Origin of the sequence: Sphingomonas sp. CCH9-E2 (assembly GCF_001557215.1) — a bacterium.
Lineage (GTDB): Bacteria > Pseudomonadota > Alphaproteobacteria > Sphingomonadales > Sphingomonadaceae > Sphingomonas.
The window spans coordinates 1-13,529 of record NZ_LSJM01000268.1 but is presented as its reverse complement, the minus strand read 5'-3'; the positions used below and the strand labels follow the sequence as shown (position 1 = coordinate 13,529).

The 13,529-nt window shown below is 64.1% G+C and carries 8 protein-coding genes; 5 read left to right on the top strand and 3 right to left on the bottom strand.

Annotated elements, in window-relative coordinates; all coding sequences use genetic code 11:
• Window positions 1–24 precede the first annotated feature (24 nt).
• A complete protein-coding gene (locus tag AX681_RS12400) occupies window positions 25–3,015 on the bottom strand; it encodes a TonB-dependent receptor plug domain-containing protein (protein WP_231733769.1) in 2,991 nt (996 codons plus the stop codon).
• A 297-nt stretch (window positions 3,016–3,312) separates the two neighbouring features.
• Between AX681_RS12400 and AX681_RS12395 the strand changes: the two genes are divergently transcribed.
• The 3 genes from AX681_RS12395 (at window position 3,313) to AX681_RS12385 (ending at window position 8,921) form a co-directional block, all read left to right on the top strand.
• Window positions 3,313–6,453: a TonB-dependent receptor domain-containing protein gene (locus AX681_RS12395; protein ID WP_066661460.1), complete on the top strand. Its 3,141-nt coding sequence runs from the start codon at window positions 3,313–3,315 to the stop codon at window positions 6,451–6,453.
• 96 nt (window positions 6,454–6,549) lie between these two features.
• A complete protein-coding gene (locus tag AX681_RS12390) occupies window positions 6,550–7,335 on the top strand; it encodes a hypothetical protein (protein WP_066661459.1) in 786 nt (261 codons plus the stop codon).
• An 11-nt stretch (window positions 7,336–7,346) separates the two neighbouring features.
• Entirely contained in the window at window positions 7,347–8,921 is a 1,575-nt protein-coding gene (locus AX681_RS12385) for a tetratricopeptide repeat-containing sulfotransferase family protein (RefSeq protein WP_066661450.1), read from the top strand.
• Window positions 8,922–8,981: 60 nt separating this feature from the next.
• Here AX681_RS12385 and ahcY read toward each other — a convergent pair whose 3' ends face one another.
• Entirely contained in the window at window positions 8,982–10,388 is a 1,407-nt protein-coding gene (gene ahcY / locus AX681_RS12380; RefSeq protein WP_066661447.1) for an adenosylhomocysteinase, read from the bottom strand.
• 199 nt (window positions 10,389–10,587) lie between these two features.
• On the opposite strand from ahcY, the gene AX681_RS12375 reads away from it, so the two are divergent.
• Window positions 10,588–12,165 carry a hypothetical protein gene (locus AX681_RS12375; protein ID WP_066661444.1) on the top strand — a complete coding sequence of 526 codons (1,578 nt, stop codon included), beginning with the start codon at window positions 10,588–10,590 and terminating at the stop codon, window positions 12,163–12,165.
• A gap of 93 nt (window positions 12,166–12,258) precedes the next feature.
• Here AX681_RS12375 and AX681_RS12370 read toward each other — a convergent pair whose 3' ends face one another.
• A complete protein-coding gene (locus tag AX681_RS12370) occupies window positions 12,259–12,819 on the bottom strand; it encodes a YqgE/AlgH family protein (RefSeq protein ID WP_066661433.1) in 561 nt (186 codons plus the stop codon).
• A 108-nt stretch (window positions 12,820–12,927) separates the two neighbouring features.
• Between AX681_RS12370 and AX681_RS12365 the strand changes: the two genes are divergently transcribed.
• The gene (locus tag AX681_RS12365) at window positions 12,928–13,407 is read left to right on the top strand and encodes a peroxiredoxin (protein ID WP_066661407.1); all 480 of its coding nucleotides are present in this window, start codon (window positions 12,928–12,930) and stop codon (window positions 13,405–13,407) included.
• Window positions 13,408–13,529 lie beyond the last annotated feature (122 nt).

Below are 13,529 nucleotides of genomic sequence, written 5' to 3'. Positions count from 1 at the left end.
CCCGCCTCCACGCACTCAACGGGCTCAGATACCCGGCAACGCGATCCGCGCACCGGCGTAGAAATAGCGGCCGATCTCCGAATAGGGATACGCGATCCGCCCAACGTCACCCTTTTCGTCGGTGAAGTTGTTGACGCCGAAATAGAAGCCGAAGCGCTCGTTCACGGCGAACGACGCCTGCAGATCATGTTCCCACTTTTCGCGGTACCAGAAATACTGCGGGTCGGCGATGTCCGGATTGGCGCGAAGCTGATCCTCGCTATAGCGGCGGGTCTTGCTGAAATAGGTCAGACCATAGTTCAGCGTGACTGGCCCCTTGGTCCAGGTCAGGTCGAAATTGCCGCTATATTCCGGAGCGAAGTCGGTGAACTTGCTGTTCTCAACATCGGCACCGGGCGTCGGGACGAACGTCAGCTTGTCCAGATAATTGCCCTGCAGGCGCACATTGAAGCGGCCGATGCCGCCCGCGTCAAAGGCATAGTTGACCGACAGGTCGAGACCCGCGGTCTCAAACGCCGCGACGTTCTGCGGGCCGACCAGATAGTCGCTGACATAGCCGGTCGTGCCGCTGCGCGTCACGCTCTGGCAATAGACATTGTCCAGCGTCGGCTGATCGACGCACAGATCGACGACTTCCTGGGCCGTTGCGGTCCGGACCGCATTCTCAAGGCGAATATCGTACCAGTCGGCGGTGATCGTCAGGCCGCGCAGGAACGACGGCTGCAGCACGATGCCTGCTGTCCAGGTCCGCGCAGTCTCTTCGGCAAGGTTGGGATTGCCGCCGACACGCCCCGGCAGGCTGACGGTTGCCGTCGGATCGTTGACTGGATTGAACGCCGCGATCTGCGCCGGAGTGAGGCCCGCTGCTGCCAGAGTCGCAGTGCAGTTCGCCGCGCGGAACGACGTGCCTTCGGGCAGATTGATCGGGTCGCACGGATCGTCGATGAACGAGAAGGTCCCGTTGGTCGGCGCGAACAGTTCGGTGATGTTCGGTGCGCGAACCGCCTGCGAGTAGGTGCCGCGGATCCGCACGTCACGAACCGGCGCATAGATGCCGCTGAACGCCCAGGTCGTCGTGTTGCCGACCGTCGAATAGTCGGACAGACGCACTGCCGCGTTCAGCTCCAGCGTATGCGCGAACGGCAGGTCGGAAAGCAGCGGCGCGCGCAATTCGGCGAACACTTCCTTAACGTCAAAGCTGCCGCGCTCCGGCGCAATCTGCGCGATGTCCGCGAGCTCGCCGCGCTGCAGGAAAGGATCGGAGACGAAGTCGCTGATCTCCTTGCGATATTCCGCGCCGATCGCGAAGCCGACGGGACCGCCCGGAAGCTTGAACAGCGCTCCGAAATCGCCCGCGATCGAACCCGACACAACGTGCTGCTGCACCTTGTAGCTGTTCAGCAGATCGACGTTGATGAAGTCGAGCGCCGCCTGGCTCGCGACATTCTCACCCAGCAGGTTGAGCGGACGGCACGCGCTGCCGGCGCCGGGGGTGAACGTCGTTGCCGGACCATCGAAGTTGTTCGGGTCAATGTTTCCGCCGGTGATCGTCGAACGGCACACGATCTGGCCCGACACCGGATCGCGCACGGCGTCCAGCGCCGCGAAATACCGGTCGGTCAGACGGTAGTTGGTGCTGAGGAAGCTGCTCGACGTCTGACCATAGGTATAGGACAGGTCATAGCGCGCGTTGCCCGTGATCCGGCCTTCCGCGCCGATGACGCCGCGCCACGTCTCACGCTCGGTCGACTCGCCGCGCACACCGAGGTCGAAATTGTCGCGCGAGAGGAACGCGCCATTGGCCGCGCCAGCCGCACCGAAACGCTCGATCAGATACGCGTTGTCGGGCGCGAGATAGGTGAAGAAATCGAAGCTCGGCTGCGCGACCGAGTAGCTGTCGGTCCGCGCATATTTACCCTGCGCATACACCCGCAGCGCGTCGGAAAACTCGAAGCTCGAAATCACGTTCACATTGTGAACGCGGTTCTGCGGCTGCAGATCGCCCTGATAGCCGGCGATCGGCGTGCTGCTGCCGCCCTGCGTCAGGCCGCCCGAGCTGGGCAGCAGGCGGCCACGATCATAGACCGCGCCCGTCCCGGTGAAATCGGGGATGCCGTCGAGGTCGAGATCGACTGCACCATCGCGCGAGCTGTCCGCGTAGCGCAGATTGTTGAGCAGAATGCGGTCGAAGACGGTCGGGCTGTCCGGGAAGTCGTCCGGGTTGCGCACCAGGCTGAACGTAGCGAGCGGATCGCCGCCCCGTGCACGGTCAAAGGAGTTGAGGCGATCATCCTCGGTGAATTCATAGGACAGCGCGACATTGCCGCGCCCGTCGGCGAAATTCTTGCCCACTGTGATCGATGCGAAGCGGTTGCCGGCGTCACCGTCTTCGGAGATACCCGCCTGCCCGCGCACGCGCACGCCCTCGAAATTGCGCTTCAGGATGAAATTGACCACGCCCGACACGCCGTCGGCGCCGTAAACGGCCGAAGCACCGCCGGTCTGGACATCGACCCGCTCGAGCAGGTCCTTCGGGATGGTGTTGATATCGACCGACGCGGAGCCCGGCAGGCCCGCAACATGGCGACGGCCGTCGACCAGCACCAGCGTGCGATCGGTGCCGAGGTTGCGCAGGTTGAGCAAGTTGGTCCCGGTCGCACCAAAGCCGCCGGTCGAACCGGACTGGTCTGCGCTCGTTGTCGACCCGATCAGCGCCGGGTTCTGGACGAGGAAGTCGGTGAGATTGGTCCGCCCCGATTGCTCAAGGGTCGCGGCACTGAACGACGTGATCGGATTGGGGGAGCTGATCTCAGGGCGAGCGATGCGCGATCCGGTGACGACGACGACCTCGTCGTCCGGCTGCTGAGTCGGCGTCGCGACATCTTCTGCCTGCGGGAGCGCCGTCTGACCCGAACTATCCTGCGCAAACGCCGGAGTGGCACCAGCAAGCACAATCGCGGCGACCGAAGCCGACCGGTGCAGGCCGGTCCTGCTGGCGGAGCGGAGTATACGCATCTTCACTAATCCCTTTTCAACAAACACCCCCTTCCCCAATCGCTCGATGCGCCAGTTTATCCATTTCGTGCAAGCCTCTAAGGCGTATTTCTAAGATCATCGCCCGCGCATCGCGAACACTGCTACGGCAGACAGCGGGTCGGAACGTTACCGGAACAAGAAAATTCGCCTGACTGTGGCAGATTTGCTACAATCGTTTCCTAAAGCTAACAAAATGGGGAACAATCCCTCACGGGTGTTGCGTTCCCTTCGCTGCAGAGCAACAAAAGTGCTTCAGCTGTGCAATAGGGGGCACAAATGACCAAATCACGCTACAACAGCGCAACCGCGCTGCGTTCGATCGCCGTTTTCGGCTTGGCGATCAGTGCATTGACACCGGCCTTTGCCCAGGAAACGCCCGCCGCAGAGCCCGAAGCACCCACCACCGCCCAAGCGCCTGCCGAGGGTGAAGTCGTCGTCACCGGTTCGCGCATCCGTACCGTAACCCCGTTCAACAGCCCCGATCCGATCTCGATCATCGATCCGGAAATCTCGGTCCGCGAAGGCAAGTCCGACGTCGCGTCGATGCTGCAAAGCTCGCCCGTCGCTGCGGGTTCGACCCAAATCACCTCGGCCATTTCGTCGAACTTCGTGACCAATGGCGGGCCTGGCGCGCAAACGATCGACCTTCGCGGCCTCGGCGCGAACCGCACGCTGGTGCTGCTCAACGGCCGCCGCGCCGGTCCGGCCGGCACGCGCGGCGGCGTGTCGTCGTTTGACCTCAACGTCCTGCCGCAATCGATCGTCAGCAACATCCAGATCCTGAAGACCGGCGCGTCGTCAATCTATGGCTCGGACGCGGTCGCCGGCGTGGTGAACATCATCACCAAGACCGATACCGACGGCATCGAACTCAACGCCAACGTTTCGGCACCGTTCGACAGCGGCGGCGAATCCTATCGCATCAGCGCCGTCTGGGGTAAGACCTTCGAGCGCGGTCACATCATGGTCGCCGCGGACTATACCCATGTGAACGAGCTGGCCCGCGGCGACCGCGACTATCTCGCCTGCCCGGAAGCCTATACCTTCCGCCCTGGCGGCGGTCGCGCCGACCTGATCGACCCGCGCACCGGCAACTATAAGTGCGAAGATCTGCGCTGGGGTCACATGTGGACCTACAACCTGATCGACAACCTTCAGCTCGACGGTCCGGGCGGCCCGAACACCGGCGTCAACACCTCGCCCGGCGCGCTCGGCAATCCGACCGTGCTGCTGCAATATCAGTATCCGGGCGAAGTGCTGGGTATCCCGGCCTATGGCGCCCCGGCTTATTTCGGTGACATCGGCACGCCCGCAGGCTGGTTCCCGACTGGCTATGACGCCCGTTCGCTCGCGGTCCAGAACTCTTACCACCCGTTTGTCGAACAGCAGACGATCATCCCGAAGACCGATCTCTACACCGCCTATGCCAATGCTGCGTTTGAACTGAGCGACTCGGTCGAACTGTTCGGGGAGTTCCTGTTCAACCGTCGCGAAACCTATCAGAACGGCTGGCGCCAGTTCTGGAACTTCGGCTACACGGGCGACCTCTACGGCACCGGCTCCGTCACCAACTTCTGGGCACCGGGCTGGCAGGGGCTCAACCTGCTGTCGCCGACCGGCATCACCAACCTGTCGGACAACAGCCAGTCGGTCGATTATTATCGCGGCGTGTTTGGCGCGCGCGGTGATTTCGGCGGGTCGTGGAAGTGGGAAATCTACGGCCAGTACAGCAAGAGCATCGGCAAATACCGTTCGCAGCAGATCCTGCAGGACGTGTACGATACCGGCTATTTCCAGTTCAGCTCGTGCGTCGGCACGGTCACCCCGGTGTCGGGCAAACAGTGTATCGACCTTCCTTGGGCCAACCCCAACTTCCTCGCAGGTCAGCTGACCCAGGCGCAGGCGGACTTCCTGACGTCGTGGGAAGAGGGGCAAACCGACTATACCCAGATCACGGGTGAAGCGTCGGTGTCGGGCGAACTGTTCGCCCTGCCCGCCGGGCCGCTCGGCGTTGCGTTCGGCGTGACCGCGCGCAAGGACGAGATCAACGACGTTCCGGGTGAGATCACCCGCGCCGGCAACGCATGGGGCGCGTCGACGTCGGGCATTACCGCAGGACATTCGGTCACGACCGAAGCCTTTGGCGAAATCAACGTCCCTGTGTTCGCCGACAAGCCGTTCTTCAAGGAACTGACGTTCACGGCCGCCGCGCGCGTCACCAACGTGAAGGCGGAACGCACGACGCCGATTGCGGGCGGCGTTAACGAGGACAGCGACAACGGCAACTGGACCTACAAGCTGGGTGCCAACTGGGCGATCAACGACTGGCTCCGCTTCCGCGGCAGCTATGGCACGTCGTTCCGCGCTCCGGCGCTGTTCGAACAGTTCCTCGCCGACGAAACCAGCTTCCCGTCGCAGCGTTCGATCGACATCTGCCGCCAATGGGCGGCGGAGCGTGCTGCTGGTCGCATCAGCCAGCGTGTCGCCGACAACTGCGCCGCCGACGGCATCCCGGGGAACCACCCGGCGACCGGCGTCAGCGCCACCACTATCTCGCGTGGCGGTATCGGCGAGCTGCAATCCGAAACGTCGCGTGCGTTCGTCGTCGGCGGCATCCTGACGCCGAAGTTCAGCTTCCTTGGCGATACCCGCCTGCAGATCGCTGTCGATTATTTCGACATCAAGGTGAAGGGCGAAATCAGCCAGCTCGGGGCGGCCAACATCATCTTCGGCTGCTACGATTCACTGAACTTCGCCAGCGAGCCGCTGTGCGACCTGTTCACGCGCGGTCAGACTGCGGCACCGTTCAACATCAACACGGTGTCCGACCAGTTCGTGAACATCGCGCAGCAGCAGAATCGCGGCATCGATCTTCAGGTGCAGGTGCGTCAGGATCTGGGCTCGTGGGGCAACATCTCGCTCCTCGCGGACATGACCTGGCAGACGCGCGATACGTTCCAGCTGCTGCCGACTTCGGTCCCGACCTCGGACAATGGCGAAGCGGGTTCGCCGCAATGGGTCGGCGACTTCCGTCTGAGCTGGCAGACGCCGGGCGATGTCACGCTGTTCTACGGCCTGAACGTCATCGGGGCGACGTCGGACGTTGACGACTTCCTGGAAGACAATGGTGGCAACCCGTGCATCAATACCAATGTCACCGGCCTGCCCGAAACGCGGGGCATCTACTGCCCGGTGCTGACCACGCCGGCGACCTTCTACCACAATTTCTCGGTCACCAAGGCGGTCAATAAGGACTTCGAGCTCACGCTCGGCGTCAGCAACCTGTTCGACACCCGTCCGCCGCGCGTTTCGGTACTCAACGGCGGGCAAATCTCGATGCTCGGCCCGGTGGTCGCGGCATCGCAATACAGCTTTGTCGGACGCCGCGCGTTCATCAACGTGCGCGCAAAGTTCTGATCCGACCGGACTTTCGGTTTGCTGGGCGGCATGGCAACATGCCGCCCAGTTTTTTTGAGCTCCGGCTCATCCTCCGATGCGGAAGCGACCATCTCTATGCCGAATGTGCGGGTTCAGCCCGATACGCTCGACGCCGAAAACGCCCGGTTCGATCAGGCGCCGTTGCGCCAGGGCGTGTTCCTGAACAGCGTGCCGAAAAGCGGCAGCCACCTGCTCCGCAACATCCTGCGCATGTTCGTACCGGTCGCGCAGCACTATCGGGCCGACTTCATTCAATGGCCCAATTTGCAACAGCATCGCCATGCCTTTGACCCGTCGCGCCCGATGCTCAGCTGGGGGCATCTGTTCTTCGCCGACGCATCGGTCATCGAAACCGCGCCGACGCGCCGCATCCTGCTCTACCGCGACCCCTATGACTGGGTGCTCGCCCGCGCACGCTTCTTTCTCTCGGAGCAGTTTTCGGGCAATGTCGATCACCTGAAGAACGGCGCGCTCGGCCCGGATGAGCTGCTGACCATGATGATCTTCGGGATCCCCGGCAAGGCCCCGTCGCTGCACGATTATTACGAGCTGAATGCCGCGGCCTGGCTCGGCGCGCGCGTGCACGCCGTGAAGTATGAAGAGATCGCCGCTGCGCTTGCCGACCTCGACGGCGCCACCGCAGACGCGTTTTTCGCCGCGCTGCTTGACGCGTGCGGGATCGACCGCCCAGACGACTGGCGCGCCCGCGTGCGGATCGGCGCCGACCGCAATCAGAGCGGCACCGCGCGCGAGAATCTGACGGGGATCACGCTCGACCTGCCCGACACGCTCGGCGAACGCCACCGCGCGTTGGTCGATTTCCACGCGCCGGGACTGCGCTCCCTGCTCGGCTATCGCTGAAGGTACCGCCCTTGACCATCTCCGCCACGCCGATCCTCGCCGAAGCCGAACGGCTCGCCGCCGACGGCAAGCTCGAAACCGCCGCGCAGCACGTGATGGGGCATCTGCGCGCACATCCCGGCGACCCGCGCGCGCTGGCATTGCTCGGCACCATCGCCATGCAGCTCGGTGCGCTGGTTCAGGCCGAACAGTTTATGCGTCAGGCGCTTGCGCGCGGTGCGACCGGGCTCGACGTCCGCCGCAACCTGGCTTCGATCCTCAACCAGCAGGAGCGGATCGACGAAGCGGCGGCGCTGTTCGCGCAGCTGGCGGCCGAAACCGGCGATCCAGTCACTTCGGGAATGCGCGCGCTCGCACTCGACAAGCTCGGTCGACATGACGAGGCAATGGCGATCCATGCCCGTTTGGCGTCCGAACAGCCGGACCGCCCGCCCTATTGGATTTCCTATGGCCACGCGCTGCGGGCAGCCGGACGCGTGTCCGAAGCGATCGACGCCTACCGCCATGCCATCGCGACAGATGACGAGATCGGCGAGGCGTGGTGGGGGCTTGCCAGCATCAAGCAGAAGGTGTTGACCGACGCCGATGTCGCGGCGATGCGCGCAGCGCTCACCATCGCCATCGACGTTCGCAACACCGCCCCTCTCCATTTCGCGCTGGCCCGCGCGCTCCACGATCGCGAAGCCTATGAGCAGGCGTTCACGCATTATGCCGAGGGCAACCGCCAGCGCGCCGAGAGCATCGGCTATGACGCCCGCGAGCTGACCGCCGAAGTCGCCGAGGTCGAGCGCCATGTCGATGCTGGTTTCGTCTCGGCGCTTGAGAGGGACGCAGTCGGCGACGCGACACCGATCTTCATCGTCTCGCTCCCGCGCTCGGGCTCGACCTTGCTCGAACAGATGCTCGGCAGCCATAATCAGATCGAGCCCGTGGGCGAACTGCCTTACATACCCGCGATCCTGCGCAGCGCGATGGAACTGGCGACCCGCCGCGGCAAGGCGACCGTGCCGCAGGTAATCGCAGGGCTACCGGCTCAGGTAGCCGAAGCCATGGGCCAGGATTATCTCCGCCGTGCGGCGCTCCACCGCAAGACCGACCGCCGCTTCTTCGTCGACAAGCTTCCGCACAATTGGAGCAACATCCTTTTCATCAAGCGCATCCTGCCCCAAGCCAAGTTCATCGACATCCGCCGCCCGGCGCTCGACTGCTGCTTCTCCAACTTCACCCAGTCCTTTTCGACCGCTCACGCCTCCTCCTTCGCGCTGAAGGACATCGGCCAATGCTATGTCGATTATGTGCGATTGATGACGCATCTCGACGGCATCGCACCGGGGCTGGTGCATCACATCGCCTATGACCGGCTGATCGAAGACGCCGAAGTGCAGTTGCGACCCGCACTTGCCTATCTCGGCCTCGACTGGGACCCCGCGGTGCTGCAGTTCCACACGCTCGACCGCGTCGTGCGCACCCCGAGCAGCGAGCAGGTGCGTCGCCCGCTCAACCGCGATGGCGTGGATATCTGGAAGCCCTATGCGCAATGGCTCGACCCGCTACGCGCCGTGCTCGGACCGCTCGCAGCCGCCTGACATGAAAAAAGGGCGCTTCCGATCCCGGAAGCGCCCCCATTTCTGTTTCGGGTCTACCGCTTAGTAGCGGTAGTGATCCGGCTTGAACGGCCCCTCGACCGGCACGCCGATATAATCGGCCTGGCGCTGGTTGAGCTTGGTGAGCTTCACGCCCAGCTTTTCAAGGTGCAGCGCCGCGACCTTTTCGTCGAGGTGCTTGGGCAGGACGTACACTTCGTTCTTGTACTTCTCCGACGCGGTCCACAGTTCGATCTGTGCCAGCACCTGGTTGGTGAACGACGTCGACATCACGAACGACGGGTGGCCGGTCGCGTTGCCCAGGTTCACCAGGCGGCCCTTCGACAGCACGATGATCTTCTTGCCGTCCGGGAACTCGACCTCGTCGACCTGCGGCTTGATCTCGGTCCACTTCATGTTGTTGAGACCCGCAATCTCGATCTCGCTGTCGAAGTGGCCGATGTTCGACACGATCGCCATGTTCTTCATGGCGCGCATGTGATCGACGGTCAGCACGCCTTCGTTGCCGGTCGCAGTAACGAAAATGTCGGCGCGCGGGGCGGCCTCTTCCATCGTCACGACTTCATAACCTTCCATCGCCGCCTGCAGCGCGCAGATCGGATCGATTTCGGTGACCAGCACGCGCGCGCCGCCGTTGCGCAGCGACGCCGCCGAACCCTTGCCGACATCGCCGAAGCCGGCGACGCAGGCGACCTTGCCGGCCAGCATCACGTCGGTGGCGCGACGGATCGCGTCGACCAGCGATTCCTTGCAGCCATAGAGGTTGTCGAACTTCGACTTGGTGACGCTGTCGTTGACGTTGATCGCCGGGAAGGGAAGCTTGCCCTTCTTCGACAGCTCGTACAGGCGATGCACGCCGGTGGTGGTCTCTTCCGACACGCCCTTGATCGCGGCGACGGTCTTGGTGAGGTAGCCCGGACGCTCGGCGAGGAAGCGCTTCAGCGTCGCGACGAAGATTTCCTCTTCCTCGTTCGACGGGGTGAACAGCTCTTCACCCGCCTCGACGCGTGCACCCCACAGCGCGAACATGGTGGCGTCGCCACCGTCGTCGAGGATCATGTTGCAGGTCTGCTCCTGACCCCAGTCGAAGATGCGGATCACGTAATCCCAATATTCTTCCAGCGTCTCGCCCTTGACGGCGAAGACGGGGATGCCGGCGGCGGCAATCGCGGCGGCGGCGTGGTCCTGGGTCGAATAGATGTTGCAGGTCGCCCAGCGCAGCTCGGCGCCCAGTTCCTTCAGCGTTTCGATCAGCACTGCGGTCTGGATCGTCATGTGCAGCGAGCCGGTGATGCGTGCGCCGGTCAGCGGCTTGCTCGCGCCGAACTCTTCGCGCAGCGCCATCAGGCCCGGCATTTCGGTTTCGGCGATCTCGATTTCCTTGCGGCCGAACGCGGCGAGGCTGATGTCCTTGATGACGTAATCGGTCTTGTCGAGCACGGTGGCCACGATCTTTCTCCGGCTGGTAAAGGTTCTCGCCGCGGCACGCCCACGGCTGTGCCGCGCCCCTAGCCGATCCGGGCGCGATGCGCAAATGAAACATAAAGATATCTTTATATGGCGCATCGAGAGGTGCTAATCGCGCTGCGTTGACAGCCATATCGCCCGCTGGCACCTCTCGTTCCGGAAGGGTTTTGGGGGCTTATCAATGAAGATTCGGTCGAACACCGGCGCCGCCGCGCTGGCGCTGATGGTTGCGTGCATGGGCTCCGCCCCCGCGCTGGCCCAGGCTGCCAAGGCGGAGAAGGGACCGTCGCTTCACGTCCAGTGCGACGGCAATCCGAACAACATGAGCGCGGGCGAGACCGCCGCCCGGCTGATCGGTGCGATCACCCTGCTCGCGCTGTTCGCCCCGCCGCCGGAGAATGCCGATCCCGACAAGCGCAAATTCGGTGCCGAGGGCGTCGCGATCTGCTCGACGCTGATCGATGGCGAAAAGCGCGAGACGAACGACTATCGCCGCGTCAACCTGATCCTTGGCCGCGCGATCCACCGGATCGAGGCGAAGGATTATGACGGCGCGGTCGCCGATGCGGAACTTGCCCGTTCGCAGGCCGAGGCGGCCGGCTTCATGGCCAACCCCTATTATGTCCGGTCCCAGGGGCGGGCGTTCGACCTGATCGCCGCCGCCGCGCTGTATCGCGCGGGCAAGCCGGCAGAGGCGCGTGAGATTGCGCTGCGCAATCTGGGCGATGCGCAATTCCTCCTTACGCCGTTGCTGAGCGTGCCCGAATATTTGCTCAACGACCCGACCGAGTCGCCGCGCGAGGCGGAATTCCGTGCATGGCGCAGCCGGCTGGGCTTCGGCACCGGGGCGCAGGCCGACCGGCTCGAAGAATGGGGCCGCTTCGCCGACGCCGCCGCTGTGCGGGAGGCGCAGGTCGATTTCAATAAGCGCACCGTCCCGGAATCGCGCAGCAGTTCCACCATCGCCCGCGCCGCCATCGCGCTGGCGCTGGCGGGCAATGCCGAGCTGTCGGACACGCGCATCGCCGAGGCGCGCGCCAACGCCGAAAAGCGCCGTTCGGAAGGCGATACCGAAAAGGATGCGAGCGAGATCGTTGAGCTGTTCGACCTGCACGGCATCATCCGCCAGACCCAGCGCGGTGAGCTGGCGGCGGCACGACGGTTGTTTGCTGCGCGCTCGCAATGGGTCGCCGCCTCGTTCGGCAGCGTGGTCGAGGTGACACGGCGGCTTCGCACCGGAGCGAGCCCGGACGAGCTGATCGGTGGCCTGTCGCGCACGCCCGAGGCGCTGTGGAAAGAGCGGCTGGAAACGCGCCGCGCCGAAGCGCTCGCCAAGGACAGCGACAACGCCACGCTGTTCCGCCTGATCCCGTCGGTCGATTCCGCCGCAGCCTATCGCAGCCTGTCCAAGCAGGTATGGCGGACCGACAAGTCGAAACTGGTCCTGGAGCTGAAGGACGACAGCAAGTCGAAGCTGAAGATGGAACGGATGTTCTATTATGGTGCCGATTTCGACGCGCTGTTCCCCGCCTATGCGCTCCACGCGGCATTGCTCGCCAAGTCACGCGGGCATCAGGGGTTCACGATGCTCCCGATCGTCGGCGACCGGCTGGTGCTGGCTGCGTTCATCACCGGCAACAAGGGCGATCCCGGCCTGTCGCCCCCGATGTTCGCCGATGCCGAACAGGTGATCGCCGCGCTCTCGCCCGTCATTCCTTCGCCCGAAACGATCCGGGCCGAACAGAAGGCAAAGAAGTAGCCGCTCAGCCGAACGATGTCCGTGTGAGGACCAGCGCACGGATATCGGCCCGGATGCGGACCCGTCGCGGCGAGCATTGCTTGGCGAGGGAATTCAGGCCGTCCCAGCCCCGGGCGTCAACAGGCGCGGGTCGATGCCGACGCGGGCAAAGCTGCGCTCCCAGCGCTGCCCGGCATCGCTGTCGTAGAGCAGCGCCGCATCCCCGGGCACGTTGAACCATCCATGGCGGGTCATTTCCGCGTCGAGTTGCCCCTCGCTCCAGCCGGCATAGCCGAGCGCGACGATCCAGCGCGACGGTCCCGTCCCGTCGGCGATCGCGCGCAGCACGTCGATGGTGCCGGACAGCGCCCAACGCCCGGCGACATCGATCGTGTCCTGCCCGCCCCAGTCGGTCGAATGCAGCACGAACCCGCGCCGCGGCTCGACCGGTCCGCCATAATGAATGGGCACATCCGGCGCCACGCCGGGATCGATCTCGAACTGGCCCAGCAGATCATGCAGGGTGAGCTCTTCGAGCTCATGGCCGATGCCGACTCCCAGCGCGCCCTGTTCGTCGTGCGCGCACATTGCGATCACCGCCCGTTCGAACCGGGGATCGCCGATTCCAGGCAAGGCGAGCAGGATCTGCCCGGTGAGAAAGCTGCTCTCTTCCATCGGACATCAACATAGTCGCACCACTAACGCTCCGCCATGCTTGAAAATTGCGACAGCCATGCCACTTGCACGAGCAGCCGCAGTTCAGCGCAGCGAGAGGAGACCCTGATGACCATCCAGATCGGCGACCGCATTCCCAGCACCACCTTCGTCAAGGCGACCGATAGCGGTCCGGAGCAGGTCAGCTCGGACGAGTTTTTCGCGGGTCGCAAGGTCGCGCTCTTCTCCGTCCCCGGCGCCTTTACCCCGACCTGCTCGGCCCGCCACCTGCCCGGCTATGTCGAGAATGCCGATGCGCTGAAGGCCAAGGGTGTGGACGAAATCGCCTGCACCGCAGTCAACGACGCCTTCGTCATGGGCGCCTGGGCGAAGAGCGCGGATGCCGGGGACGTGACGATGCTGTCCGACGGCAATGGCGCTTTCGCCAAAGCGGTCGGGCTGGAGTTCGACGGCAGCAAGTTCGGCATGGGCACGCGCGGCCAGCGTTATGCGATGCTGGTCAATGACGGCGTGGTCGAGCAGCTGCATGTCGAAGCGCCGGGCGAGTTCAAGGTGAGTTCGGCCGAGCACATGCTGGAAAACCTCTGACAGTTCCGGTCGCGCACCGCTTCACCGTTGACGCGGGAACCGGGGCGCGGCGAAGCTGTTGTCATTGCCGAAGGGAGAACCCGAAATGACCGACCAGACCAAGCCCGCCACCACTCCGGCGA